This window comes from Actinoplanes subtropicus, assembly GCF_000721705.1.
Classification (GTDB): Bacteria; Actinomycetota; Actinomycetes; order Mycobacteriales; family Micromonosporaceae; genus Actinoplanes; species Actinoplanes subtropicus.
Genome location: NZ_JOJL01000007.1, coordinates 97,120 through 122,697 on the forward strand (window position 1 = coordinate 97,120; position 25,578 = coordinate 122,697).

Genomic DNA, 25,578 nt, shown 5'->3' on the forward strand with positions numbered 1-25,578 from the left:
GCGCCCATCTTCCCGGACACGACCCCGGCACCGGGAGCCGGTGCGGCGGCTCAGTCCTCATCCACCAGGTCGGCCGGGTCGACCTCGAACGGGAACGGTTTCGTCGTGCTGAACATCGCGCCGGCCGCGGCGACCACGAACGGCCGGTACTCCCCCTCGACGAGCTCGCGCAGGGAGAGGGCGGCAATCCCATTGCGGAAATCCGCCCGCATGAAGAACGGCACGCCCGCGGCCGCATACTCCCGCGGCCGGTCGATCAAATCCTTCTTCCCGCTGCCTGGCGAGACGATCTCGCCGAGCAGCAGTGCGTCGGAGATCGGCATGGTGATCTGCCCTCGGCCCGAGCGATGCAGAACCGCGAAGTCGGGGATGAACAGATCCTCGCCCGCACGATGTTGCACTCCGGGTAGGCCCAGAGGCCGATCGACCTCGCCGCCTCGTGCAGGAGACAGGGAAGCTTGCGGGCGACCGCCTGATGGTCGTACCCGGCATGTGATGACACGACGACGCTCCCGTAGAGAACTTCGACCTTGGGGCCGTTGTTCTCCGGCAGCAGGTCGAGGGCCATTGGGGCGGTCCACGGCCGGTCGATCTTGCCGAGCAGGTCGAACGACGGCTCGAGCCGTGGCTCGAGGGGCGATTCGGGTGCGGGCGCAGCCATGGTTTCCACCTCCGCGGGCATCGTGCCGAACCCGAGCCTACCGGCGCGTGCCGAAAATCAGGCCTGTGGACAACCCGCCGGGTGTGGCGGTTCAGTGACTCTGAGCTGAAGATCGGATACGAAACGCTGAAGCCAACTCGCGTTCGGCCGCGCTACGCTCGCACGTCATGACCCCCATCCGCGCCCAAGCCGACGTCGTCATCATCGGCGCCGGTCACAACGGCCTCGTCTCCGCGATCCTGCTGGCCCGGGCCGGGCTCGACGTCGTCGTGCTCGAGTCCGCGAGCGTGCTGGGCGGCGCGACCCGCACCGAGCGGCCCTTCGCGAAGGTGCCCGGCCTCGGCCAGTCGACCGGGTCGTACCTGCTCGGGCTGATGCCGCCCGAGCTGCTGCGCACCCTCGACGTGCGGATCCCGGTGCTGCGCCGCGACCCGCATTACTTCCTGCCCACCCCGGGCCCGGCCGGCTCGCCCCATCTGCTGTTCGGCCGCGACCACGCGGAGACCCAGGCGCAGCTCAGGCGCTTCTTCTCGCCGCGCGACATCGCCGCCGACGAGCAGCTCGCGGTCGAGATCGCGGCGTTGCGGGCCGACCTCGCGCCCGCCTGGCTGGAGGAGCCGGCCGGCGTCGAGGCGATCGCCGATCGGCACATCCGGCCGCAGCTGCAGAGCACCTTCATCGACCTGGTGCGCGGCTCGGTCGCCGACTACCTCGCGCGGTTCGGCTTCAAGAGCGAACTGCTGATGAGCATGTACGCGGTGACCGACGGGCTCTCCGGCCTCAACGCCGGCCCCGACGACCCTGGCACCGGCCACAACTTCCTGGTGCACAACATGTGCCGGCTGCCCGGGGCGGACGGCACCTGGATGATCGCCGAGGGCGGCATGGGCACCGTCTCCCGGACGTTCGCCGAGGCGGCCCGCGCGGCCGGCGCCGAGCTGCACACCGACGCCGAGGTCACCGCCGTGACGATGGAGGGCGGGGCGGCCGGCGGCGTCGTGCTCGCCGACGGCCGTGAAGTGCGGGCCCGGGTGGTGCTCGGCTCCTGCGACCCGTACCGGCTGATGAGCCTGGTGCCGGCGGGCACGCTGCCGGCGGCGCTGACCACCCGGATGGCGTCGGTGCGGCGCCCGGGCACCACGATGAAGCTCAACCTGGCGCTGCGCGGCCTGCCACAGTTCTCCTGCCTGCCGGCCGGCGCGCCGTCGCCGTTCGGCTCGACGGTCCACCTGCTGCCCGGGTCGGCCGGCCTGGCCGGGGCGGGCGACGGGGAGTCGCCGATGGCGGCGCTGCGGGCCATGTGGGCCGAGGTGCAGGCGGGCCACCTCCCGGAGGAGCCGACCATCGAGTGGTACGTGCACACCACGGTCGACCCGTCGCTGCAGGACGCCGAGGGCCACCACTCGTCGGCGCTGTTCGTGCAGTCGGTGCCGTACGAGCTGGACGGCACGACGTGGGACGAGGCGCTCCCCGGCTACGTGCGGAAGCTGCTGGCGATCTGCGACCGGTACGCGCCGGGCACGTCCGACCTGGTGGCGGACGTGATGCCGCTGACCCCGCCGGGCATCGAGCAGCACTTCGGCATCACCGGCGGCCACATCCACCACGTCGACAACACGGTGTCCTTCGACGACCGCATGCCCTATTTCACCGGCGTCGACGGCCTGTACGCGGGCTCGGCCGGCACCCACCCAGCCGGCAGCGTAATCGGCGCCGCCGGCCACAACGTGGCGAAGCGCATCCTCGCCGACCTGGGCAAGTAGGGCCGCCCGGCGTAGGTAAAACGACAAAACGGCCGTCGCCGAGGTCATGGCGATGGCCGTTCTGGCGTTGATTTTCGATTCCGGCTTTGAGCGCGACCACTCACGCACGTCGCCCGGGTGGGTCGAGCGCTCTGGGCGCGCCAGCGCCCTGCTCGGCCCGCCCGGGTCCCGGCGGGAGCGACGGTCCGTACACCCCACCCAGGCACGACATCTGCCTTTTAGGGATTTGTCTTTTCTGCGCGGATCTTGTGGCCGACGCTCGTCAGACACCTTCCGCTGGGGAGGTCGAATTTCCAGCCGTGCAGCTGGCAGGTCAGGGTGTTGCCGTCGACGATGCCGAAGCGGCTGAGGTCGGCCTTGAGGTGCGGGCAGCGGCGCTGCACCGTCCAGTCGCCGAGGTGGGTGTCCTCGGCCTCGACCGCCTTCTCGTGCTCGTCGTACCAGCCCTCGGCGTATTGCAGGCGTTCCTCGCTGAGGCACTTGAAGAACGCGTAGACGAACTCGTTGTACTGCCCGATGCGGGCCGCGGAGAAGCGGCAGGACAGGAACAGCGAGTTGACCCAGTCACCCTCGTCGATGTGGATGAGGTGCTCGATCAGGGCGCGGCCGGTCTTGAAACGGTAGCGCACCTTCTCGTCGGCGTAGGGGCGGACCTGCTTGCCGGGGAAGTCGACCACGATCGACTCGACGATATTGCCGGTCGGGCCGTCGGTGTCGGTGAGGTCGAAGCGGACCGGGCCGCCGACGCCCTGGGCCAGGTAGATCGACTCCTCGAGCAGCGGCTCGATGCGCTTCTTGAGCTCGCCGAGGACGTCGATCTCGGGGTGCCGCCAGGAGGCCTTCTCGGCGGCGATGATCGGGGCCTTGCGGGCGCGCATCTCCTCGAGGTGCTGCGCCTTGCTGGCGAAGAACTCGTCGACCGGGACGGGGTGGGTGGTCGTCGCCGTTTCGGTGGACAATTCGGTCACCGACCCAGGGAGCAGGACGATTCCGTTGTTTCCGCCGACCTTGGCATATTCCGCCATGAAGACCGACTGGTCCGGGAAGATGTTGCCCTCGTCGCCGAAGATGTCGTTGAACTGCCACAACTCGTCGTCGAGGAAGCACGGCGGGCCGGCGATCGGGAAGACGTGGTCGGCCTTGAGGTCGTCGATGTAGCGCCAGGTGCGGTCGAACTGGCGGTCGCGTTTCTGCTTGCCGAACGCGGTCTTGGCGGCGTCGGGCAGCTCGTAGACCATCGGGTACCAGATCGCGCCGGAGAACTGCAGCATGTGCCCGTGCACGTGGCCGAGCTCGGCGAACACGGTGAGATCGGTCGGGCGGGCGTCGTTCTGATTGAGCAGCCGTACGCCGTCGTGCTCCACCCAGAGCGAGGAGTCGCCGATCGGCCCGTCGGTGGGGCTGGTCAGCGCCTGGATCATCACCCGGAGCCCGCCGTCGAGCTCGTGCACCTCGTTCGACCGGGTCTTCAGGAAGCTGGTGAAGCCCAGGTCGCGCAGCTCGTCCTCGAGCTGGCTGGTCGGGTACTCCGGCAGCAGGACGGTCGCCTTCTTGCTGACGAAGTGCTTGAGGTGGGCCGCGTCGAAGTGGTCCCGATGCAGGTGGGAGACGTACAGGTAGTCGCAGTCGCCGAGGGTTTCCCAGTCGAGGAGCGAATTGTCGGGAAAAGGGAACCATGAGGCGAAATAGGCGGGGTTGACCCACGGGTCGCACAGAATACTGCCGGCGGACGTGTCGATCCGCATGCTGGCATGGCCGGTGCCCGTGATCCGCACTGTTCGTTCCTCCTGTCGTCGACCGACGGCCTCGAAGGTACCCGGTCCGGGTTGGTGGCTCGCGCCCGGAGGCGCCGTGCGAGACTTGACGGCACTGGGATCGCCTGCGAGGAAGGACTTTCGCCGTGTCTGCGGAACAAGACCCGGTCTACGCTCCCGACCAGCTCAAACCGGGCAACCGGAAGCTGGCCCGGATCGGTGCGCTCGGCACCGCCGCGATCATGCTGATGTTCTTCTGGGGCAACCACGAGGGCAACACCGAAAACATCTTCCTGGTCGTCTTCGCCGTGGGCCTGGTCGTGGCCGTGATCGCCGACGCGGTGCTCCGGCGGAACGGTCTCAAGCCGAACGACCAGTAACTTCCGCTCTTACGAAAAAGGCCCGCTTTCGCGGGCCTTTCTCCGTTTATCGCCGTCTCAGCAGAATGTCCTTGACCTCGCGCAGCGCGGCATCCACCTCGGCCTCGAAGTAGCCGCCCGAGACCAGGCCGAACTGCAGCATGTCCAGCTCGTTCTCCGGCACCGGCATCGGGCCGCGGCCGGTCATCGCCTGCAGGATGCCCTCGAACAGCCGGTCGACCTGCATCGGGTCGTAGCCGCTGCCGAACCGGCGCACCTGGAACGTGCGGCGCAGCTGGTCGACGCGGTACAGCTCGCCGCCCGGCTCGCCGATCGGCGGGGGCAGTTGCGGGCCGCCGTAGCCGCCGCCCATCGGCGGACCGCTCATCGGCGGGCCACTCATCGGGGCGCCGCCGTAGCCGCCGCGGGGGTCCGCGTCGCCGTAGCCACCGCGCGGGTCGGGCTCGCCGTAGCCGCCGCGAGGGTCGGAGTCGCGCTGCGGCATGCGGATCTCGGCGGTCATGTCCGTCTTGCCGTGCCGGCCGGCCTCGAAGCCGTCGAAGCCGCCCGTGTCGTACCCGCTGGGGTCGTAGCCCGACGGCGGGGCGGACCGCTGCGGGAGCTGCTGCTGCTGGCCGTACGGCGGCTGCGAGGGCTCGTCGTAGCGCCCGTACGGGTCGTTCGGCGGCATCTGCTGGCGCTGCGGCATCTGCTGCGGCTGCATCCGGTCCTCGCGGATCGGGGCGGGGAGGCGCTCGGTCGGCGGCGCCATCCGGCCGCCCATGCCCGGGCCGCCGGTCATCCCGCCGCCGCTGTTCATGCCACCGTTGCTCATCCCGCCCGCGCCGGTCATGCCGCCGCGCGCGGCGATGCCGCCGGTGGTCAGGCCGCCGCGCATCGAGTCGCGCATCGGGTCGATCCCCGGGGGGCGGCCGCTACGGTCCTCGAGCTCGGCCAGCTGCCGCTCCACCCGGTCGAGGTGCAGGTCGACCTGCCACTCGTCGTAGCCGCCGAAGCGCACCCGGAAGACGACGTCGTGCACCTCCTGAGCGCCCACCGGCGGGCCCACGGCCTCACCGGCCAGGGTGGCCTCGACGCGGTCGAGGAAGGTGTCGACCTCGTCGACCTTGTAGCCGCGCCGCAGCGCACGCCGCCGGAAACGCTGCCCCTGACTCGTCACAACGTCTCCCACTCCGCTCGCTGGGACCTGCGCCCCGTCACTGTGCCACCTCCGCGTCGGCGACGCCCCCTGCGCTCGCCTCCGTGAGCTCGCCCGCGGCCAGTTGGCCACAAGCGCCATCGATCTCCCGGCCCCGGGTGTCGCGGACCGTCGTCGCCACACCCGCATCCCGCAGGCGGCGCACGAACTCGCGCTCGACCGGTTTCGGACTCGCATCCCACTTGCTGCCCGGTGTCGGGTTGAGCGGGATGAGATTCACATGTGCCAGCTTTCCGTGCAAGAGTCTGCCCAGCAGGTCGGCGCGCCAGGGTTGATCGTTGACGTCCCTGATCAGGGCGTACTCGATCGAGAGCCGACGACCGGTCTGCGCCGCGTAGTCGAACGCGGCATCGAGCACCTCGGCCACCTTCCAACGCTGGTTGACGGGCACTAGCTCATCGCGCAGATCATCATCGGGGGCATGCAGGGACAGCGCAAGGGTCACGGACAGCTCTTCCGCGATCAACCGTCGCATTGCGGGCACGAGACCCACGGTGGAGACGGTTATGTGCCGTTGCGAAAGTCCGAGGCCCTCCGGAGCGGGGGCGGTGAGCCGGCGCACGGCCTCGATCACCCGGGGGTAATTGGCCAGCGGCTCCCCCATGCCCATGAACACCACCCGGGACAGCCGCGGCGGTGACCCGGTGACCGCTCCGCTCGCCGCGACGCCGGCCAGGTAGACGACCTGATCGACGATCTCCGCGATCGACAGGTTGCGGGTCAGGCCCTGCTGGCCGGTGGCGCAGAACGGGCAGGCCATGCCGCAGCCGGCCTGGCTGGAGACGCAGGCGGTGACCCGGTCGGGGTAGCCCATCAGCACGCTCTCCACCAGGGCGCCGTCGTGCAGCCGCCAGAGCGTCTTGCGGGTCGCGCCGTCGTCGCAGGCCAGCTCGCGGACCGGGGTCAGCAGCGTGGGCAGCAGGTCACCGGTCAGCCGCTCGCGCGCCGCGGCCGGCAGGTCGGTCATCGCGTCGACGTCGCGGACCAGGCGGCCGAAGTAATGCGTGGAGAGCTGCTTCGCGCGGAACGCCGGCTCGCCGAGCGTGGTCACGGCCGTCTTGCGGGCCGCGAGATCGAGGTCGGCGAGGTGCCGCGGGGGCATCGACGGACGACGCCGGGTGGCGACCGCGTCGGGCTGATCGGTGCTGGTCGGGATGACCGGAAGAATCGTCATGGCGTATCCAGTCTCCCACGCCGCGCGAGTAGGTCCCTCATAGCTGGTGGGCGATCACGGCGAAGAGGAGGTACGCGGTGGGCACGGCGAACAGGATCGAGTCCAGCCGGTCCATGATGCCGCCGTGGCCGGGCAGCAGGTTGCTCATGTCCTTCAGGCCCAGGTCCCGCTTGAGCATCGACTCGGCCAGGTCACCCACGACCGCGACCACCGACAGCACCGCGCCGAACAGCAGGCCCCAGTACGAGGGGATGCCGAGCAGGAAGTAGAGGAGCAGTGCGCTGCCGATGGCCGCGGCGCAGATCGACCCGGCGAAGCCCTCCCAGGTCTTGCCCGGGCTGATCGCCGGGGCCATCTTGTGCTTGCCGAGGAAGACGCCGGCGATGTAGCCGCCGGTGTCCGAGAGCACCACCGCGAACAGCGTGCAGAGGATCCGCCAGCGGCCGTCCCGGTCCGCGTCCGGCAGCTGGAGCAGCACCGCGAAGCTGAGCAGGAACGGCACGTAGACGGCGACCATGACGGTCGGGGTGAACGCCTTGCGCACCGCCGCGACGCCGTCGGCCAGCCGCCAGAGCAGCGCGGCGACGATCGTCACCACCAGGCCGATCAGCAGCGAGTCGGCGCCGTCGTGCCAGGCCAGGCCGACCATCAGCAGGGCGCCGCCGAGCAGCGGGACCAGCGGCGGCTCGGCACCGGTGACCTTGAGCGCCCGGGTCATCTCCCAGACGCCGGCGCCGGCGGCCACCGCGATCAGGCCGGGGAAGGCCGGCGGCCAGATCAGCAGCGAGGCCAGCACCAGCAGCACGAGGGCGACGCCCACGGCGATGGCCGCGGGAAGGTTGCGCCCGGCGCGGCCGGTGCTCTTCTTGGTCGCGTTGGTCGCACGACGACGCCCGGGCCCGCGTTTCGCGGGCTCGGGCTCTCGTTCCGGCTCAGGGATGATGTCCCCCAGGTGCTGCGGGCGCATCAGACCTCGAGCAACTCGGCTTCCTTGTGCTTGAGGAGCTCGTCGACGTGCGAGACGTAACGGTGGGTCACGTCGTCCAGCTCCTTCTCGGCGCGGCGGCCATCGTCCTCGCCGGTCTCGCCGTCCTTCACGAGCTTGTCGATCTGCTCCTTGGCCTTGCGGCGGACGTTCCGGATGGCCACCCGGCCGTCCTCCGCCTTGGAGCGAGCCACCTTGATCATCTCGCGGCGGCGCTCCTCGGTCATCTGCGGCAGGTGAATGCGCAGCTGAGTGCCCTCGTTGTTGGGGTTGACCCCGAGGTCCGAGTCGCGGATCGCCCGCTCGATCGGGCCGAGCTGGCTCGCGTCGTACGGCTTGACGATCACCATGCGCGGCTCCGGGACGCCGACCGAGGCCATCTGCGTCACCGGCGTGGGCGCGCCGTAGTAATCCACCAGAATCTTGGAGAACATCGCCGGAGTGGCCCGTCCGGTACGGATCGCGGCGAACTCCTCCTTGGCGTGCTCGACCGCGCTCTCCATCTTCTCTTCGGCCTCGAAGAGGGTTTCGTCGATCACCGGCTCTTCTCGCCTCCTTGCTTTATTCGGTGGGTAAGCGGGGAAGCCTTCAGTCCGCTTTCGGGCGGCGGGCGGGGCGGTTGGACGGTCAGGCGGTGATCAGGGTGCCGATCTTGTCGCCGCTGACGGCACGCACGATCGTGTCGTCGCCCTCGGCGCCGAAGACCAGCATCGGAAGCTTGTTCTCCTCGCAGAGGCTGAAGGCGGCCTGGTCGGCCACGCGCAGCCCGCGCTGGAGGATTTCCTGGAACGTGGCGGTCTCGAGCTTCTGCGCGTTCGGGTCGACGCGCGGGTCGGCGGAGTAGACGCCGTCGACGCCGTTCTTGCTCATCAGCACGATGTCCGCGTGGATCTCGAGCGCGCGCTGGGCGGTCACGGTGTCGGTGGAGAAGTACGGCATCCCGGCGCCCGCGCCGAAGATGACCGCACGCCCCTTCTCGAGGTGGCGGATCGCGCGCAGCGGGATGTAGGGCTCGGCGACCTGGGCCATCGTGATCGCGGTCTGCACCCGCGTCTCGATGCCCTCCTTCTCCAGGAAGTCCTGCAGGGCGAGACCGTTCATCACGGTGCCCAGCATGCCCATGTAGTCGGCACGGTTGCGGTCCATCCCGCGGGCCTGCAGCTCGGCGCCGCGGAAGAAGTTTCCGCCGCCGACCACGATGGCGACCTGGATGCCCCGGCGGATCACCGTGGCGATCTGCCGGGCGATGCCCTGCACGACGTCGGGGTCGACGCCGACCGCGCCGCCGCCGAACACCTCGCCGGAGAGCTTGAGCACGACTCGGCGAGGCCGCAAGGACGGCGGAGTCGGATCGTCAACCGGACTTGTCTGCTCGGTCACCATCGTCATGGACCCGCCTTCCCCTCATAGCTTCGCAGAGACCTTATGCGACGGGGAGGCCGGGCGCTCCATCGCGTTCCCGACCTCCCATGCCACTGCACGTCTTACTCTTGGCCGACCTCGAACCGGACGAACCGGGTGATGGTGAGGCCCGCCTCGTCCGCGATCTGCTTCACGGTCTTCTTGTTGTCGACCACGGAGGACTGCTCGAGCAGGACGAAGTCCTTGAAGAAGGAGTTCACCCGGCCCTCGACGATCTTGGGCAGCGCCTTCTCGGGCTTGCCCTCCTCCTTGGCGGTCTCCTCGGCGATGCGGCGCTCGGAGTCGACGACCTCGGCCGGCACCTCGTCGCGGGTGAGGTAGCGCGGGCGCATGGCGGCGATCTGCATGCCGATGCCGCGGGCGTCGGCATCGCCGGCCTCGTCGGTCTTGCCGGTGTACTGCACCAGGACGCCCACCTGCGGCGGCAGGTCCTGCGCCTTGCGGTGCAGGTAGACCGCGACGGCGCCGTTCGCGCTGTCGAGCTCGACGAACCGGTTGAGGACGATCTTCTCGCCGATCTTGGCGCTGTACTCCTGGATCGTGTCCGCGACCGACTTGCCGTCGGGCAGGACCGCCACCGAGAGCGCGGCGGCGTCGGCGATGTTGTTCTTCGCGCCGAACTCGACCAGCTGCTGACCCAGGGCGACGAAGTCCGGGGTCTTGGCGACGAAGTCGGTCTCGCAGTTGAGCTCGAGCAGCGCCAGGCCGGAGTGGCTGACGATGCCGTTGGCGGCGGTGCGGCCGGCCCGCTTGCCGACGTCCTTGGCGCCCTTGATGCGCAGGAACTCGACGGCCTGGTCGAAGTCGCCGTCGGCCTCCTCCAGCGCCTTCTTGCAGTCCATCATGCCGGCACCGGTCAGGTCGCGGAGCTTCTTGACATCCGCGGCGGTGTAGTTAGCCATGACTCTCTCTCGATGGTCTTCTTACTCGGCGGGGACGGTCTCGGCGGCGACCGGCTCGGCAACAGCCTCGTCGGCCTTCTTCTCCGCGCCCTCGTAGAGGTCGCGCTCCCACTCGGGCAGCGGCTCGCCGGCCGCGACGGTGCCCGCCTCGGGCTTCGCGTCGTCGGTGCCCCGGCCGCGGCCGGAACGGGCGATCAGGCCGTCGGCCACGGCGCTGGCCACGACCTTGGTCAGCAGCTCGGCCGAGCGGATCGCGTCGTCGTTGCCCGGGATCGGGAAGTCGACCTCGTCCGGGTCGCAGTTGGTGTCGAGCACGGCGATCACCGGGATGCCCAGCTTGCGGGCCTCGTCGACGGCGATGTGCTCCTTCTTGGTGTCGACGACCCAGATCGCCGACGGCACCTTGGTCATGTCACGCAGGCCGCCGAGGGTCTTGGTGAGCTTGTCCTTCTCGCGGGAGAGCTGCAGGGTCTCCTTCTTGGTGTACCCGGCGGCGGTGCCGCTCAGGTCGCCCAGGGCCTCGAGCTCCTTCATCCGCTGCAGACGCTTGTACACCGTCTGGAAGTTGGTGAGCATGCCGCCCAGCCAGCGGTGATTCACGTACGGCTGGCCGACCCGGGTCGCCTGCTCGGCGATGGCCTCCTGCGCCTGCTTCTTGGTGCCGACGAAGAGGATGTGGCCACCCTCGGCGACGGTGTCCCGCACGAAGCTGTACGCCTTCTCGATGTAGTCGAGCGTCTGGCGCAGGTCGATGATGTAGATGCCGTTACGCTCGGTGAAGATGAACCGCTTCATCTTCGGGTTCCAGCGCCGGGTCTGGTGCCCGAAGTGGACACCGCTCTCCAGCAGCTGACGCATGGTCACGACGGCCATGGTGGGTTACTCCCTGTTTTTCCCTGGTTGTCACGCCCACCGGCGGTGGGCGTCCTGGCGCCCGGTCGTCGGCCACAGTCGGACCCGAAGAAGATCGAGACCAGGGAGGGCCGTCGCTGCCGGTAACGAGCACGTTCGGTTACGTATACGCAGCCGGCAGAGGGCACGCGAGGTCGACCGCATGTCGCGGTCGCCGAGCACCAAGCATACGCCAGGTTGTTCAGGCCACTGCGAGGCCTGCGGCCAGGAGCAAGATCAAACCCGCGGGGAGGTACGCCACGGGCGGGCGGAGCCAGATCTCGCGGCCGACCGTGCCGCCCCGGGCGATGGCGAAAAGCCCGATCCCGGACAGCGTGAAGCCGAGCGTGAGCAGCACCGCCGGGACGATGCCCCGGGCGCTCGGGTCGCCGGTGAAGGTCGACGAGATGAGCAGCCGGACCACCGGGATCATCAGGACGACCATCACGATCGCCACCAGAAAGGACGAAACGGGCCGGCGGGATTGGTAGACGCTCTCCGGCCTCTCCAGCCTCTCCGGTCTCTCCAGCCTCTCCGGTCTCTCCAGCCTTTCCTGCCTCTCCGGCCTTTCCTGCCGGGCGGCGACCGGCGGCACGAGGCTGGTCGGGCCGGAGAGCGGCAGGGCGGCCGGCTCCGCGACGGGCGGCGGCACGGGAGCCGCAACGGGCGGCGCCACCGGTTCCGCCGTGGTCGGCCGGATCGTCGGATACTCCGGGCCGCGGACCGGGAAGGCGTGGCTGCCCGAGGTGGCCAGGGGGTCCGTCAACGCGTACGGGTTGGCGACCGGGCGCTGCTCCGGCAGCCGGAACGCGCCGCTCGGGCGCTCGTGGATCCCCGAGGTCTCCGGGTCCGTGGTGTGGGCGTACTGGCCCTGGCCGGCGTACCAGCTCGGCTCGTCGTCGGCGTAGCGGTGTCCTTCCACGATTTCGCACCGTAGGTGCTCGGCGACGCCGATGCCACCGCCCGGGCCATAACACACTCCAACGACTACCGTGCGGTTTTCCACAGTCGCGCTCCGTCCACAGGCTGGGGCCCTTCCGCTTCGCGAAATCCGCCGGAACGGTTCACGGTTTCCGGCCATGACGACGGAACGACAGGCGGTCGGCGCGTACGGGGAGCGGGTCGCGGCCCAGCACCTGCGGGAACAGGGCCTGGTGGTCCTGCACCAGAACTGGCGCTGCCCCGACGGCGAGATAGACCTGGTCCTCCGCGACGGCGACGAGGTCGTCTTCTGCGAGGTGAAGACCCGGCGCGGCGGGGGGTTCGGCGCCCCCGCCGAGGCGGTGACCCAGCGCAAGGTCCACAAGCTGAGGGCTCTGGCCAACCGCTGGCTCGACGAGACCGGCATCCATCCGCGCGGACTGCGCTTCGACGTGGTCGAGGTGCTGCCGCAGCGGCGCGGTGCCCCCAAGGTCGTCCACATCCGCGCGGCGTTCTGATGAGCTACGCACGAGTGCTCTGCGTCGGGCTGGTCGGCGTCACCGGCCACCTGGTGGAGGTCGAGGCCGACCTCGCCGCCGGGTTGCCCGCCGTGATGCTGACCGGCCTGCCCGATGCGTCCTTGAACGAGGCCCGCGACCGAGTGCGAGCCGCCATCGTGAACTCGGGCCAGGACTGGCCGAATCGCCGGATCACCGTCAACCTCCTCCCCGCCGACCTGCACAAACATGGGAGCAGCTTCGACCTGGCGATCGCGACCGCGCTCCTCACGGGCGCCGGGGACCTGCCGCCCGGCCCGCTGCGCGAGGTGGTCCTGCTCGGCGAGTTGGGTCTCGACGGCACCGTGCGCCCGGTCCGCGGGGTGCTTCCGATGGTGGCCGCGGCGGTCCGGGCGGGCGTGACCCGAGTGATCGTTCCGGTCGAGAACGCCTGCGAGGCGACGGTCGTACCGGGCGTGACCGTTCGGGCCGTCGACACGCTGCGACGCCTGGTGGAGTTCGTGCGCGGTCAGGAGCTCCTGCTCGACCCGTTGCCGGCCGCCACCCCGCCGCCCCCACCGCCACTCGATCTCGCCGACGTCGCCGGCCAGCTGATGGGCCGCCTGGGCCTGGAGGTCGCCGCGGCGGGCGGGCACCACCTGGCGCTGTTCGGCGCGCCGGGCGCCGGCAAGACCATGCTCGCCGAGCGCCTTCCGTCGATCCTGCCCGAGCTGGACGACGAGGCGGCGCTGGAGGTAACCGCGCTGCACTCCATCGCCGGCGTGCTGCCACCGGGCAGCCACCTCATCCGCCGGCCGCCGTTCCAGGCGCCGCACCACAGCGCGAGCCTTGCGTCCCTGATCGGTGGGGGCAGCGGCCTGGCCCGGCCGGGCGCGATGTCGCTGGCCCATCGCGGTGTGCTGTTCCTCGACGAAGTGTCCGAGATGTCCGGGCGAACCCTTCAGGCTCTGCGCGAGCCGCTCGAAACCGGGCAGGTGGTTCTGGCCCGGCTGCATGGCACGACCGAGTATCCGGCTCGCGTTCAGCTCGTCGTCGCGGCCAATCCGTGCCCGTGCGCCAGCCCGGCCGGCGATCAGTACTGCACCTGTTCGCCCCACGTACGGCGCCGGTACCGAGCCAAGTTGTCCGGGCCGCTGCTGGATCGCATCGACATGCGGATCACGCTGCGCCCGATGCGCGCGGCCGACCTGGTGCCCGCCGACGACCCGGCAACGCCCTCGGCCGTGGTGGCGACGAAGGTGAGCCAGGCCCGGAAGGTCGCCGAGGAGCGCTGGGCGGCGAACGGATGGCGGGTGAACGCCGAGGTTCCCGGGCCGGTCCTGCGCAAGCCGCCGTGGCAGTTGCCGCTCAAGGAGACCACCGATCTGCGCCGGGCGCTCGACCTCGGTCTGCTGTCGGCACGCGGCTTTGATCGCGTTTTGCGGCTGGCGTGGACCCTCGCGGATCTGGATGGGCGGTCGCGTCCGGAGCGGGCCGACATCGGCGAGGCGATCCAGTTGCGGATGGGAGAAAGCCATGAGTGGACCGAATAGTCCCGGGCCCGACGAGACCGGTGCCTTCCCTTCTCTTGTCGGCGCGACTCCTCTCGTCCGCGCGAGACCTCCAGCCGGCGCGACACGTCCAGCTGGCGCGGCACCTCCAGCCGACGCGGCACCTCCAGCCGGCGCGGCACCTCAAGCCGGCGCGGCACCTCAAGCCGGCGCGGCACCTCAAGCCGGCACGACGCTGCCTGGCGGCGCGGCACCTCCAGCCGACGCGGCACCTCCAGCCGGCACGACGCCTCCAGGCGGCGCGACACCTCCAGGCGGCGCGACACCTCCAGGCGGCGCGACACCTCCAGGCGGCGCGGTACCTCCAGCCGGCACGACGCTGCCTGGCGCGGGCTCGGAGGAGGACCGGGCGGCGCGGGTCGCGCTCACGTATCTCGTCGAGCCGGGACATCGGGCGGTGTGGGCGCTGGTGCAGGAGCATGGGGCGCCGGCGACGCTCGAGCGGCTGCTGGCCGAAGAATTTCCGGATGACGCCACGCGTAACTCGGTGCTGGCCAAGCGGAAGGGGCTCGACCCTCGGCGGTTCGCCGAGACGACGATGCACCGGGCGGCTCGGCTGGGGGCGCGGATCGTGGTGCCGTCGGACGACGAGTGGCCGGGCCGGGTCGACTCGCTGGCGCTGCTGGAGTTGGAGGCGCCGGGGCGGATCAACCGGGACGTGCGGCCGCCGCTGTGCGTGTGGGTGCGCGGGGGCTGGCAACTGGGAGAGGCGCTCGACCGGTCGGTCGCGGTGGTCGGGGCGCGGGCGTCGACCGGCTACGGCAATCAGGTGACTTACGAGCTTGCGTACGGGCTGGTCGAGCACGGCTGGACGGTGGTCTCCGGCGGCGCGTTCGGGATCGACGCCGCAGCGCACCGGGCGACGTTGGCCGCGGGCGGGTGCACGGTGGCGGTGCTGGCCTGCGGGGTCGACCGGCCGTACCCGTCGGGGAACGCGGGGCTGTTCGAGCGGATCTCGGAGAAGGGGCTGCTGATCAGCGAGTGGCCGCCCGGATCGGAGCCGCTGCGGCACCGCTTCCTGATCCGGAACCGGGTGATCGCCGCGGCCACCGTGGGCACGGTGGTGGTCGAGGCGGCCGCCCGCAGCGGGGCGGCCCAGACGATGAGCCGGGTGCTCGCGCTCCGCCGGACCGCGATGGTGGTGCCCGGGCCGGTGACCTCGGCCATGTCGGTCGGCTGCCACGAGCTGTTGCGCTCGCGGCCCGACGCCACGCTGGTCACCAGCGCGCTGGACGTGCTCGAGGCGGTCGGCCGGATGGGCGAGTACGACCAGCCGTCGCCGCGCGGTCCCGAGCATCGGCGAGACGCGCTCGACGAGGAGTCGGCGCTCGTGCTCGAGGCGGTGCCGCCGCGCGGCTCGATCGCGCCCGAGGAACTGGCCGCCCGGGCCGGGCTGACTTTGCGCACGGTGTTACGCCGGCTGTCCCTGCTGGAGGTCGCCGGTCTGGTGGAACGCCGGGACGGCGAGGTCGCCCTGGCACGGCGGGCGAAGGCGGCGCCGTGAGCCCCCACGACCCACGTGCACCGCCCCGCCGGGTGAGATGACGCCCCGTCAGTCCTCGGAGTCGTCCAGGTCGCGTCGGTGGACTTTCATCCACGCCTCGACGTCGTCGGTCAACCACACCTTGCCCTGCGCCAGGTCGGCGAGCGGCTTGGGGAAGTCGGCCCGACTGGTGATCTGGTACGCACGCTGCCGACTGACCCCACCTAGTCGGATTCGGATCTCGTGCGCGCCCATGAGCCTGATTGGTTTCACTGCCACGTGATCGACCGTAGGCGTGAGACTATTAGTCAATCGCTAAGTTGATAGGAGACAGCTAGTCGTATGACATCTATACTCTGCCCATGACTAGGCGTCGCCAGACATCCAAGCCGGTCCCCCTGACCCCCACTCACAGGCGAGATTGGCGCACCTTCTGGCGGCGCTGCACCTGCGGCCTGACCAGCCCTTGCGTCGACCGGCTGGTGCCGGCCACGCCCCGGCCATTCCCGCCGCGCACTGCCACAGCCACACACCCATCCGCCGGCTTCGTCGAGGAGAGGAGCCCCCGCTTTCCGAGTCTGATCGAGTATCTGGCCACGGTCCCGTTCCCGGTGCACTGCGGCGTCGCCGTCCTGCGCGCCTTCGAGACCGCGCCATCCCATTTCCCCGAGCCACCTGTTTCCCCTGAGCCATCACTCCCGCGCGCCCCCGCCGACCATCCCGGCGGTTCCGGCGCCTTGGGCGGCCCCGGTTCGCGCCCGTGCCCCGGTTCCCGAGCCGGGGCCGCCCCCAACCTTCCGCGCGCCTTCCCACCGGCCCTTCCGCACGCACGTTCCCACGGCCTCTCGCACGGCCTCTCGCACGGCCTCTCGCACGGCCTCTCGCGCGGTCCCGTCCCAGCCCTGCCGCCCGGCCGTCTCCGCGCCCATCCGCATGCCCAGGCGATCGGCCGCGGCCGGCAGCGCCTCGACGGCACGGCAGCACATCAGCAGCCCGAAACCGTGAAGGGCGACGAGCGCGGTAACGCCAACCAGACGAACGGAGGTCAGGGCAATACCGGCGGCAGGAGACCCAAGGCCGCAGGCGAGGGCGGGGCGGGACTTCATCAGGGCAGCGGGCGGAGCTGGGAGCCGCGGCCCTTCCGCCCGGAGCCGAGCCGCACAGGAAGCGGCGCGTCCGTCGACCGTGGTGAACGAGCCGGTGAGCGCGCCGGTCGGCCTGGCGCGGGGGAACTGCGCGCCGGGTCGAACGGGGGTCGGCGCGGTCGCCTTCCGGAGTTCGGAGGACGGCCGGCGATGGCCTATCACCACGTCAACCTGAGCCGCCGGTGACCGGCCTCCGCCAATCGGGGCGGCCCACCCCTCGCCGGCGTACGCACGACAACGGCTCGTCAGCCTTGGCCACGGCAGACGGGCGATTGGGGACACCGATGACCACAACCGTCCAGAGCGTCGAACACCTGCACGCTCGACCAGCCTGGGACTGCCTCGTCTGCAATCAGCCGTGGCCCTGCGCCAACGCCAAGACCAATCTGCTGAGCGAGTTTCGCGGCTTTCCCTCGGTGCTGGCCATCTATCTGAACGGCCAGATGTACGACGCCCTCCACGACCTGACGTCGCATGGCGAGCTCACGCCGGCCGACCTCTACGAGCGCTTCATCTCCTGGGCCCGCGTCAACTGACACCGACCGCGATCAAAGTCTGGCACGCCCCACCGACCGCGCGATACCGGCACACATCGGAAGAGCGGCACGCACGGACTCGACGCGGCGACGCGACACCCCAACCCGGCCCGGCTCGATCAGGGCCACCTCCGGTCAAAGACGCTCGACCCACGCCGACCACAAGACGGTGGGCGATGTGCATTGTGGACCTCCGTCGAATCAGGTGGCACTGCGGCGAGACCGGCACAGCGGCAAGGCAACGGCAACGACAAGGCCCGCAACAGCGAGACGGGCCGACAGCGGCGACACAGGTATAGCGGCGACAGGGCTACAGCGGCAAAACGGGTACGGCGGCAAAACGGGTACAGCAACGAGGCACTCGCAACCGCAAGGCGCGCGCAACGGCGAGACGGGCGGCAGCGGGCCGGACGGCAGCAGGCCGGACGGCAGCAGGCCGGACGGCAGCAGGCCGGACGGCAGCAGCACGGCGGGCAGCGGGCCGGACGGCAGCAGCACGGCGGGCAGCGGGCCGGACGGCAGCAGCACGGCGGGCAGCGGGCCGGACGGCAGCAGCGCGGCGGGCAGCAGCGCGCCCCACGAGCACAGGGAAGCGCCGAAACAGCCGACGGCCTAGGTGACCGGCTGCCTCGCGGGCCGCGCCGACGCGAGTGTCACCGGCATTGCAGGACCGGCGAGCATGTTGGCGCGCCGGTCCTGCGCCGCCATTCGTAGATGGACGGATTGGCTCCGACTCTCGGGATCTGCCCTGAGGCGGTCACCGCAGGTCTCCCGACTGCGGTGGAACGGGCGACGGCCGGACCGCGCACCAGGCGCTTTCGCGACCCTACGAGCGATCGACAACCGCCGCCCGCCCTGCCGCCCGATCAAGTCCCGGCCTTCTCGGTGCGGCAGTTGTATCATACCTACATGGCCTCATACGTACAATATGATGGAGCGTCGTGGGCACGTAAAGTGACTGGCATGATCGATCCTTCCGCGGACCGTGCGGTGTTTCGTCAGCTGGCCGACCTGCTCCGCAATCAGATCGAGTCGGGAGAGCTGGGGCCCGGCGAGCCGCTGCCCAGCGAGCTGCGCCTCGCGCAGGAGTATGGGATCAGTCGCACCACGGTGCGCCAGGCCATCGGCCAGCTGCGCACCGAAGGGCTGGTCACCGTCGACCGGCCACGAGGGACGTTCGTCCGGGTGCCGGAGCCGACCGAGCTCGTCACGCTCGGCCGGGGCGAGCGCGCCGGCGCCCGCATGCCCACCGACGCCGAGCGGCGCAAGTATCGCCTCGGCGAGGGCGTGCCCGTCCTCGTGGTGACCGCCGCGGATGGCACCGAGACCGTCCACCCCGCCGATCGGGTGCAGCTCACCCGCCCCTGACCGCGGGCCGGCCCGGGTCGGGCCGGTCGGCCTGGCCAGGTCATCGCCGTCCAGCCCGGCCCGCACCTGGACGGCTGGGGCCCGACGACCGCGTGTTGACACCGGCCGACGACCACCGCAGACCGGTGCAGCCCGACGACCATCGGGGGTGGGCGCGAGCGACCCACCATCGCGTGTGGACGCGGGCGGACGATCACCGCCGGCCGGTGCGGTCCGACGACGATCGGCGGTGGGCGCGGGCGACCCCCGACCACGGGTGAACGCGGTCCGGCAACAACCACGGGCGGGTGTGGGAACCGCTGAGTGGGCCAGGCGACGGGTCATGGTTCGACCGTAGGGCGGGGGTACGACAGAAAGCCGGCGCCGGCAAAGGACCAAAACAAGACCGCCAAAGGAAAGCGCCCGCAACGAGACTCGCCAGAGGGCGTGAGGCGCCAGGAGACGCGAGCGGCTCAGAGGAGCGAGCGGCTCAGAAGAGGCTGAAGCGCGCCACCGCCAACAAAAACCCCCGCCCCGTCTTCTCGTCCACGCACGTCAACCCGGCGCTCTCACTGGTACACCGCACCGAGCCCGACCGATCCGCGTGCCCGTACTCCAACGTCTGCGAAGCCGACCCGATCAGCGTGTCCCCCGTACAGGTGAACCCCGCCTTCCCGCCCTGGATGTACATCCCGTTCCCCCAGTCCAGCTCGCACGTCGACGGCTTCGTCGGCGGTGACCACGTCTTGCGGACGATGTCGCAGCGCACCGCCGACGCGGACAGATCGCAGAAGATGTTCTTCGACGGCGTCCGGAAGAACACCTCGCCCACGTCGGTCACCACGACCGGGGCGGCGCTCGGCCCCCCGAATCCGGCGTGCGCCGACGGAAGGGATGACGTCGGCTTGCCGCCGCCCGCGCTCGAGCAGGCCGCCACGCTCAGCAGCAGCGCCACCAGGGGAATTCCTCGGTTCAGTGCCATGGTGAGGCGAGTCTATGGACAACCCGCAACAGCGTGGGGGCTTGACTCCACCCGTCCGAGCGATGACGGTCGACGTGATGGACACCCGGCAGATGCACGAGGAGCTCCCGGCCGCCCTGCGCGACGCGGTCGACGACTTCGGCCGCCACCTGTCGCGGGTCGACAACCGGTCCGAGCACACCGTCCGGGCGTACGTCGGTGATGTGGTCTCCCTGCTGCACCATGCCGCCCAGGCCGGCCGGCAAGCGCCCGGCGATCTCGACATCGCGGTCCTCCGCGGGTGGCTGGCCGCGCGGATGCGGGACGGCGCCGCGCGTACGTCGCAAGCCCGCCGCGCGGCCGCGGCCCGCAACTTCACCGCCTGGGCGCATCGCACCGGCCGGGCTTCGAGCGACCCTGGCGCGCAGTTGGTCAGCCCGCGCGCCCACCGCGATCTCCCCAGCGTGCTGCGCGCCGATCAGGCCGGTGCCCTGGTCGAGATCCCGAAGAACGAAGTCGCGAACCCGGAGAGCGACCGCGACCGGGCCGTCCTGGAGTTGCTGTACGCCACCGGCGTGCGGGTCAGCGAGCTCTGCGGCCTCGACCTGGCCGACCTGGACGAGGGCCGCCGCCTGATCCGGGTCTTCGGCAAGGGCGCCAAGGAACGCGCCGTCCCCTATGGCCTGCCCGCCCAGCGCGCCCTCGACGACTGGCTGCGCCACGGCCGGCCGGCGCTGGCCACGACGACCAGCGGCGACGCGCTCTTCCTCGGGGTCAAGGGCGGCCGGCTGCAGCAGACCGTGGTGCGGCGGATCGTCGACGCGGCCGCCCGCGCCGCCGGGCTGCCGCACACCAGCCCGCACGACCTGCGCCATTCGGCCGCCACCCACCTGCTCGACGGCGGCGCCGACCTGCGCGCGGTGCAGGACCTGCTCGGCCACTCGTCGCTGTCGAGCACCCAGATCTACACGCATGTGTCGACCGAGCGCCTGCGGGCCGCCTTCAAACAGGCCCACCCCCGCGCGTGACACCGTACGATCGAGGCGTGCGCACAGGAGACCCGCCCGCGCCCCTCCCGGGCGCCCGCCTCCTGTTCTCGCTGGACCCGGCCGTGTCCTATCTCAACCACGGCTCCTTCGGCGCGGTCCCGATCGGTGTGCAGCGCGCCCAGCAGCGGCTGCGCGACGAGATCGAGGCGAACCCGCACAAGTTCCACACCCAGGGCATGGTCGACCGGGTGATCCACACCCGACGGCACATCGCGGCGTTCCTGGGCGCCGACCCGGACGGCAGCGCCCTGGTGCCGAACACGACCTCGGCGATCTCGCTGGCCCTGCAGACCGTCCGGCTCGGGCCGGCCGACGAGGTGCTGCTCACCGACCACGGCTACGGCGCGGTCGACCTGGCCGCCCGCCGCCAGTGCCGCCGGGCGGGCGCCACCGCGCGCACCGTGGCGCTGCCGCTGGCCGCCACCGACGCCGAGGTGATCTCCCGGGTCCGGTCGGCCCTGCGGCCGGGCAAGACCAAGCTGCTGATCATCGATCAGATCGCCTCCGCCACGGCGGCGACCTTTCCGGTAGGCGAGATCGTCGCGGCCGCCCGCGAGCACGAGATCCCGGTCCTGATCGACGCCGCGCACGTCCCGGGCATGCTGCCGGTCGACGTGAGCGCGATCGGCGCCGATTTCTGGGTGGGCAACCTGCACAAGTGGGCCTTCGCGCCGCGCGGGGCGGCCCTGCTGGCGGTCGGCCCGGCCTGGCGCCGGCGGGTCGAGCCGCTGGTCGTCTCCTGGGAGCAGGAGCAGGGCTTCCCGCTGTCCGTGGAGTTCCAGGGCACGCTCGATTACACGCCCTGGCTGGCCGCGCCGACCGGGCTCTTCACGCTGCGCACGCTCGGCTGGGCGGCGGTACGGGAGCACAACGCGGCGCTGGTCTCCTACGGCCAGCGGGTGGTGGGCGCGGCGCTCGGGCTGGCCCCGGCCGACCTGCCGCAGCCCACGATGCCGGAGGTGGCGATGCGATCGCTGCCGCTGCCGGCCGGGCTGGCCACGACCGGGCCGGAGGCGGTCGCCCTGCGTACCCTGATCTCCGACAAGCTGGCCACCGAGACCGCCGTGAACGCCTGGGGCGGCCGGGGGATGCTGCGGCTGAGCGCGCAGGTCTACAACCGGCCCGAGGAGTACGACCGGCTGGCCGAGCGGCTCCCCCAGCTACTCGCCGGCCTTCAGCGGTAGCAGGCGTACCCGCCCGAGGCCGAGCAGCGCCAGCGGGTCGAGATAGACGTCCGCCCGCCGCAGGCCCCAATGCAGACAGGCCGCCACCGGGCAACCGGGATGGCCGGCCGCCAGCCGGCCGATGAGATCGCCCCGGGCGACCCGGGCGCCGACGACGACCGTGGCGGTCACCGGCTCGTAGGTCGTGCGGAGCCCGCCCGGATGCGCGATGCTCACGACCCCACGGCCGGCGATCACGCCGGCGAACACCACCGTCCCGGCCCCGGCCGCGCGCACCTCGGCACCCGGCTCGGAGGCCAGGTCGACACCTCGATGACCGGCCAGCCAGGGTTGCGGCGGTGGATCGAACCCGCGGGTGACGTGTGGCGGCGCGACCGGCCACGCGTAAAGGGCGACGAGAAGAGCAAGCACGACGGACATGGCCGCCAACCCTGCCCCAATTTCCGCGCCGCCGCCGACGCCCTGTGGATAACCCGGGTCAGCTGCCGAAGCCGGCGTCGTCCGGCAGGGAGATGTCGGGCTTTTCCAGCTCCTCCACGTTGACGTCCTTGAACGTCATAACGCGAACATTTTTCACGAACCGAGCCGGCCGATACATGTCCCACACCCAGGCGTCGTGCATCTCGACCTCGAAATACACCTCGCCGTCCGAGTTGCGCACGTGCAGGTCCACCTGGTTGGCCAGGTAGAACCGGCGCTCCGTCTCCACCACGTAGGAGAACTGGCGGACGATGTCGCGGTACTCCCGGTAGAGCTGCAGCTCCATCTCGGTCTCGTACTTCTCGAGATCCTCTGCGCTCATCGCTTCTCGCCCTCCATGGCCTCATCTTCCCCCACCGACGGCGACGGCTGAGGCTGGTCGCCCGACGCCACGCCGACGGTACCCTCACCAGCGCCCGGAAGCACCGGCGGCTCGGCCGGAACAACGTCGAACAACGTCGCCGCCGGTACGACAGCGGGACGCCGCGCCCGGGGCGGCCGATTACCCCGTCCCGAGGCCGCCGCCACGTTCACATACGAGAACCGGTGCTCGGCGCACGGCCCGTGCCGCAGCAGCGCCGCACTGTGCTCGTCGGTGATGTATCCCTTATGCACGGCGAACCCGTAATTCGGAAACTGACCGTCCAGCTCCACCATGATCCGGTCCCGGGTGACCTTCGCCAGCACGCTGGCCGCCGCCACGCAGGCCGCCACCCGGTCGCCCTTCCACACCGCCAGGCCGGGCACACCCAGGCCGTCGACCGGGAACCCGTCGGTCAACACGTACTCGGGCGCGGTGGACAACGACGCCAGCGCGCGGCGCATCGCCGCGAGATTGCACACGTGCAGGCCGCGGGAATCGACCTCGGTGGCCGGGATGATCATGACGGACCAGGCCAGCGCCCGCTGGACCACCTGCTCGTAGACGCGCTCGCGGGCGGCCGGGGTGAGCAGCTTGGAGTCGGCCAGCTCGTCGATCTCGCCGCGCTTGCCCTCGGGCAGGATCGCGGCGGCGGCCACGAGCGGCCCGGCACAGGCCCCACGACCGGCCTCGTCGGCGCCGGCGACATTGCGGAAGCCCCGGCGCTGCAGCGCCCTCTCGAGGGCGTAGAGGCCGCCTTCCCGGCGGACCACGGTGCGCGGCGGCGCCAGCATCAGCGACCCCCGGAGGGGCCGAGCCGGCGCAGCAGGCCGGCCAGCTCGAGCGGGTAGATCTGCTCGTCGCTGGCCTCGATCTCGGCGGCCGACCACCACCGGTGCTCGGTGATGGTCTGCTGCTCGTCCTCATCCATGCCGGCTGTGTCGACCCGCCACTCGGCGACGCGGAGCAGGAAGAAATCCTGCTCCTGCCGGTACGCCCGGGTGCGGTAGCTGAACTCGGCGATCTCGTGCCACACCGGGTCGCCCAGCTCGGCCGGGTCGACCCGGAGGCCGGTCTCCTCATACAGCTCGCGGGCGGCGCCCTCGGCGAGGGTCTCGCCGTCGTCCAGCCCGCCGCCCGGGGTGATCCACCAGCGGTCCTCGGGACGGGCCGGGTCGCCCCCGTGCAGCAGGAGGGTGCGGCCGGCGCCGTCGACGAGCAGCACGCGGGCGGCACGGCGGTCGATTACGGTCACGCGGCAAGCCTATTGCGCCCGAGGTGGATCTATCGAGCGGGTGCCGGGGCTACTTGGCAGCCGAGGCGTCCGGGATCTTGTCGAAGCCGTCTGGCACCGAGAGCCACTTGGCCCGGCTCAGCGGCCAGAAGACCGTGAAGGCGCGGCCTACCACCGATTTCTCGGTGATCGTCGCCTCCTGGATGTCGTTGCTCTCCTCGTAGTGCTCGAGCGAGTCGCCCGAGGCCGAGCGGTGGTCGCCCATCACCCACAGCCGGCCCGCGGGCACGGTGATGTCGAACTTTCGGTCGGCGGCCGGGTCCTGATTGCCGTCGGCGTCCCGGTAGATGAACGGCTCGTCGAGCGAGACGCCGTTGACCGTCAGGCGCTCCTGGGCGTCGCAGCAGACCACGCGGTCGCCGGGCGTACCGATGATCCGCTTGATGAAATCCTCGCCCTCGGCGCCGGACTGCCAGTCGTCGGGCGCCTTGAACACGATGATCTCGCCGCGCTTGGGGTCGCGGAAGTCGTAGACGAGCTTGTTGACCAGCACCCGGTCCAGCACGTTGAGCGTGTGCTCCATCGACGGGGACGGGATGTAGAAGGTCTGCAGGACGAAGGCGCGCACGAGGACGGCGACCAGGATCGCCACCCCCAGCAGAATCGGAAGCTCGCGCCAGAAGGAACCACGGCGCTTGGCGGTCTGCTCGTCAATCACGAACGGAGCCTACGACGCCGAGCTGCGAAGTTCAGTCCGGAACGCGCGGATAGGCCCGCGGATAACAGAAAAGGTAGGACGAAAACGTTGCGCGCCGGGTCGTCCCGGCGAACCGGCAGCTGGTGTTCCGCCGCGGCGGTCGGGTGGTCGGCGGCGTACGTCTTCCAGACATCCGGCACGGAAAGGCTGGTGAACCGGCTGCTGGGCCACACGATGACGAACGCCCGGCCGATGATGTTCTTGATCGGGACGGGGCCCTGACATCGCGCGTCCTGGGAAACCGCGCGGTGGTCGCCCATGACGAACATCTCACCGGCCGGGATGGTCACCTCGGCGAACCGCCGGCTGGTGCACTGCGTCGGGTTCGGCGGCTGGCTCAGGTCGGAGTTGTAGCCGTCCGCGATGTACGGCTCGTCGATGCCCACGCCGTTGACCGTGATCCGGCCCTTGGCGTCGCAGCAGGCCACCTTGTCGCCGGGCAGGCCGATGACCCGCTTGATGAAGTCGCGTTCTCCCGGGCGGCTGACCCCGACCAGGTCGCCGATGGTGCGGCCGAGCTTGGCGCCGAAGCTGTTGCTGACCGGCTCGGTGACCTCGGGCGCCCAGTTGTCGGTGCCGCGGAAGACCACGATCTCGCCGCGCACCGGGTCACGCAGGTCGTAGACGACCTTGTTGACCAGCACCCGGTCCTTGATCAGCAGCGTCTTCTCCATCGAGCCGCTGGGGATGTAGAACGCCTGCACCAGGAACGTGCGGATGAGCACGGCCAGACAGAACGCCACCACGAGCAGCAGCGGCAACTCCTGCCAGAGCGGCATCTCCTTGCGCCGGATCATCGAGCGCCGGCGCCGTTCGGACGGCCGATAACCCTGCATCGGTTCCACGCTTAGCATCTCCCGCCGCCGACCGGACTATCCGCCCCGGATACAGCACTACCGCCCGAGAAGTACGGGCGGTAGCA

28 protein-coding genes are annotated in these 25,578 nt (G+C 70.8%); 9 read left to right on the forward strand and 19 right to left on the reverse strand.

Annotation, left to right across the window (positions count from 1 at the left end; genetic code table 11):
* Nucleotides 1–50: 50 nt before the first annotated feature.
* A complete protein-coding gene (locus tag IH26_RS61270; RefSeq protein ID WP_342668262.1) occupies nucleotides 51–581 on the reverse strand; it encodes a Uma2 family endonuclease in 531 nt (176 codons plus the stop codon).
* Nucleotides 582–828: 247 nt separating this feature from the next.
* Between IH26_RS61270 and IH26_RS0111075 the strand changes: the two genes are divergently transcribed.
* Nucleotides 829–2,424, forward strand: coding sequence for a phytoene desaturase family protein (locus IH26_RS0111075; protein WP_030436062.1), 1,596 nt, complete (start codon nucleotides 829–831; stop codon nucleotides 2,422–2,424).
* A gap of 218 nt (nucleotides 2,425–2,642) precedes the next feature.
* On the opposite strand, the gene IH26_RS0111080 is transcribed toward IH26_RS0111075, so the two are convergent.
* Nucleotides 2,643–4,199, reverse strand: a complete 1,557-nt coding sequence (locus tag IH26_RS0111080) for a Rieske 2Fe-2S domain-containing protein (protein WP_030436063.1) — start codon at nucleotides 4,197–4,199, stop codon at nucleotides 2,643–2,645.
* A gap of 125 nt (nucleotides 4,200–4,324) precedes the next feature.
* Between IH26_RS0111080 and IH26_RS0111085 the strand changes: the two genes are divergently transcribed.
* Entirely contained in the window at nucleotides 4,325–4,558 is a 234-nt protein-coding gene (locus IH26_RS0111085) for a DUF2631 domain-containing protein (protein WP_051807961.1), read from the forward strand.
* Nucleotides 4,559–4,604: 46 nt separating this feature from the next.
* Here the strand turns inward: IH26_RS0111085 and IH26_RS0111090 are convergent, their stop codons facing one another.
* The 8 genes from IH26_RS0111090 to IH26_RS62080 form a co-directional block, all read right to left on the reverse strand.
* Complete coding sequence (locus IH26_RS0111090; protein WP_030436065.1) at nucleotides 4,605–5,717, reverse strand: DivIVA domain-containing protein; 1,113 nt, start codon at nucleotides 5,715–5,717, stop codon at nucleotides 4,605–4,607.
* A 37-nt stretch (nucleotides 5,718–5,754) separates the two neighbouring features.
* Nucleotides 5,755–6,930 carry a dual-specificity RNA methyltransferase RlmN gene (rlmN, locus tag IH26_RS0111095; RefSeq protein WP_030436066.1) on the reverse strand — a complete coding sequence of 392 codons (1,176 nt, stop codon included), beginning with the start codon at nucleotides 6,928–6,930 and terminating at the stop codon, nucleotides 5,755–5,757.
* A gap of 37 nt (nucleotides 6,931–6,967) precedes the next feature.
* The gene (locus IH26_RS0111100; RefSeq protein WP_084598788.1) at nucleotides 6,968–7,897 is read right to left on the reverse strand and encodes a phosphatidate cytidylyltransferase; all 930 of its coding nucleotides are present in this window, start codon (nucleotides 7,895–7,897) and stop codon (nucleotides 6,968–6,970) included.
* Nucleotides 7,897–8,454 (reverse strand): ribosome recycling factor, encoded by a 558-nt coding sequence (gene frr / locus IH26_RS0111105; protein WP_030436068.1) that lies wholly within the window; start codon nucleotides 8,452–8,454, stop codon nucleotides 7,897–7,899. The genes IH26_RS0111100 and frr overlap by 1 nt, the downstream gene beginning before the upstream one ends.
* Before the next feature lie 88 nt (nucleotides 8,455–8,542).
* On the reverse strand, nucleotides 8,543–9,304 hold the full coding sequence (gene pyrH / locus IH26_RS0111110; protein WP_030436069.1) for a UMP kinase: 762 nt from the start codon (nucleotides 9,302–9,304) through the stop codon (nucleotides 8,543–8,545).
* 95 nt (nucleotides 9,305–9,399) lie between these two features.
* Nucleotides 9,400–10,239 (reverse strand): translation elongation factor Ts, encoded by an 840-nt coding sequence (gene tsf / locus IH26_RS0111115; protein ID WP_030436070.1) that lies wholly within the window; start codon nucleotides 10,237–10,239, stop codon nucleotides 9,400–9,402.
* Between the two features lie 21 nt (nucleotides 10,240–10,260).
* Nucleotides 10,261–11,112, reverse strand: coding sequence for a 30S ribosomal protein S2 (rpsB, locus tag IH26_RS0111120; RefSeq protein ID WP_030436071.1), 852 nt, complete (start codon nucleotides 11,110–11,112; stop codon nucleotides 10,261–10,263).
* A 220-nt stretch (nucleotides 11,113–11,332) separates the two neighbouring features.
* A complete protein-coding gene (locus IH26_RS62080) occupies nucleotides 11,333–12,052 on the reverse strand; it encodes a hypothetical protein (protein ID WP_030436072.1) in 720 nt (239 codons plus the stop codon).
* 157 nt (nucleotides 12,053–12,209) lie between these two features.
* On the opposite strand from IH26_RS62080, the gene IH26_RS0111130 reads away from it, so the two are divergent.
* From IH26_RS0111130 to IH26_RS0111140, 3 genes are all read left to right on the forward strand, one after another.
* Nucleotides 12,210–12,569, forward strand: coding sequence for a YraN family protein (locus IH26_RS0111130; protein ID WP_030436073.1), 360 nt, complete (start codon nucleotides 12,210–12,212; stop codon nucleotides 12,567–12,569).
* Nucleotides 12,569–14,101, forward strand: coding sequence for a YifB family Mg chelatase-like AAA ATPase (locus IH26_RS0111135; RefSeq protein WP_030436074.1), 1,533 nt, complete (start codon nucleotides 12,569–12,571; stop codon nucleotides 14,099–14,101). The genes IH26_RS0111130 and IH26_RS0111135 overlap by 1 nt, the downstream gene beginning before the upstream one ends.
* Before the next feature lie 427 nt (nucleotides 14,102–14,528).
* Complete coding sequence (locus IH26_RS0111140) at nucleotides 14,529–15,623, forward strand: DNA-processing protein DprA (protein WP_425394374.1); 1,095 nt, start codon at nucleotides 14,529–14,531, stop codon at nucleotides 15,621–15,623.
* Between the two features lie 48 nt (nucleotides 15,624–15,671).
* Here the strand turns inward: IH26_RS0111140 and IH26_RS0111145 are convergent, their stop codons facing one another.
* Entirely contained in the window at nucleotides 15,672–15,857 is a 186-nt protein-coding gene (locus tag IH26_RS0111145; protein ID WP_051115563.1) for a hypothetical protein, read from the reverse strand.
* 1,174 nt (nucleotides 15,858–17,031) lie between these two features.
* Between IH26_RS0111145 and IH26_RS0111155 the strand changes: the two genes are divergently transcribed.
* Nucleotides 17,032–17,283 carry a hypothetical protein gene (locus IH26_RS0111155; protein ID WP_034214715.1) on the forward strand — a complete coding sequence of 84 codons (252 nt, stop codon included), beginning with the start codon at nucleotides 17,032–17,034 and terminating at the stop codon, nucleotides 17,281–17,283.
* A 201-nt stretch (nucleotides 17,284–17,484) separates the two neighbouring features.
* On the opposite strand, the gene IH26_RS59690 is transcribed toward IH26_RS0111155, so the two are convergent.
* Complete coding sequence (locus tag IH26_RS59690; protein WP_157437155.1) at nucleotides 17,485–17,811, reverse strand: hypothetical protein; 327 nt, start codon at nucleotides 17,809–17,811, stop codon at nucleotides 17,485–17,487.
* A gap of 435 nt (nucleotides 17,812–18,246) precedes the next feature.
* Between IH26_RS59690 and IH26_RS0111160 the strand changes: the two genes are divergently transcribed.
* Entirely contained in the window at nucleotides 18,247–18,651 is a 405-nt protein-coding gene (locus IH26_RS0111160) for a winged helix-turn-helix domain-containing protein (protein ID WP_030436078.1), read from the forward strand.
* A gap of 469 nt (nucleotides 18,652–19,120) precedes the next feature.
* Here IH26_RS0111160 and IH26_RS0111165 read toward each other — a convergent pair whose 3' ends face one another.
* Nucleotides 19,121–19,612 (reverse strand): DUF6636 domain-containing protein, encoded by a 492-nt coding sequence (locus IH26_RS0111165; RefSeq protein ID WP_157437156.1) that lies wholly within the window; start codon nucleotides 19,610–19,612, stop codon nucleotides 19,121–19,123.
* A gap of 77 nt (nucleotides 19,613–19,689) precedes the next feature.
* Between IH26_RS0111165 and IH26_RS0111170 the strand changes: the two genes are divergently transcribed.
* Together IH26_RS0111170 and IH26_RS0111175 are read left to right on the forward strand one after the other, a co-directional pair.
* Nucleotides 19,690–20,619 carry a tyrosine recombinase XerC gene (locus tag IH26_RS0111170; protein ID WP_030436080.1) on the forward strand — a complete coding sequence of 310 codons (930 nt, stop codon included), beginning with the start codon at nucleotides 19,690–19,692 and terminating at the stop codon, nucleotides 20,617–20,619.
* A 17-nt stretch (nucleotides 20,620–20,636) separates the two neighbouring features.
* Nucleotides 20,637–21,824, forward strand: coding sequence for an aminotransferase class V-fold PLP-dependent enzyme (locus IH26_RS0111175; RefSeq protein WP_030436081.1), 1,188 nt, complete (start codon nucleotides 20,637–20,639; stop codon nucleotides 21,822–21,824).
* Here the strand turns inward: IH26_RS0111175 and IH26_RS0111180 are convergent.
* The 6 genes from IH26_RS0111180 to lepB (IH26_RS0111205) are packed head-to-tail and all read right to left on the reverse strand — an operon-like array spanning nucleotide 21,801 to nucleotide 25,510.
* Nucleotides 21,801–22,244 carry a peptidoglycan DD-metalloendopeptidase family protein gene (locus tag IH26_RS0111180; RefSeq protein WP_034214718.1) on the reverse strand — a complete coding sequence of 148 codons (444 nt, stop codon included), beginning with the start codon at nucleotides 22,242–22,244 and terminating at the stop codon, nucleotides 21,801–21,803. The genes IH26_RS0111175 and IH26_RS0111180 overlap by 24 nt on opposite strands.
* Nucleotides 22,245–22,302: 58 nt before the next feature.
* The gene (locus tag IH26_RS0111185) at nucleotides 22,303–22,626 is read right to left on the reverse strand and encodes a DUF2469 domain-containing protein (protein ID WP_020517955.1); all 324 of its coding nucleotides are present in this window, start codon (nucleotides 22,624–22,626) and stop codon (nucleotides 22,303–22,305) included.
* Nucleotides 22,623–23,459 (reverse strand): ribonuclease HII, encoded by an 837-nt coding sequence (locus IH26_RS0111190; RefSeq protein ID WP_030436083.1) that lies wholly within the window; start codon nucleotides 23,457–23,459, stop codon nucleotides 22,623–22,625. The genes IH26_RS0111185 and IH26_RS0111190 overlap by 4 nt, the downstream gene beginning before the upstream one ends.
* A complete protein-coding gene (locus IH26_RS0111195; protein WP_030436084.1) occupies nucleotides 23,459–23,920 on the reverse strand; it encodes an NUDIX hydrolase in 462 nt (153 codons plus the stop codon). The genes IH26_RS0111190 and IH26_RS0111195 overlap by 1 nt, the downstream gene beginning before the upstream one ends.
* Before the next feature lie 49 nt (nucleotides 23,921–23,969).
* The gene (lepB, locus tag IH26_RS0111200) at nucleotides 23,970–24,617 is read right to left on the reverse strand and encodes a signal peptidase I (RefSeq protein WP_030436085.1); all 648 of its coding nucleotides are present in this window, start codon (nucleotides 24,615–24,617) and stop codon (nucleotides 23,970–23,972) included.
* The gene (gene lepB, locus IH26_RS0111205; protein WP_084598789.1) at nucleotides 24,614–25,510 is read right to left on the reverse strand and encodes a signal peptidase I; all 897 of its coding nucleotides are present in this window, start codon (nucleotides 25,508–25,510) and stop codon (nucleotides 24,614–24,616) included. The genes lepB (IH26_RS0111200) and lepB (IH26_RS0111205) overlap by 4 nt, the downstream gene beginning before the upstream one ends.
* Between the last annotated feature and the right edge of the window lie 68 nt (nucleotides 25,511–25,578).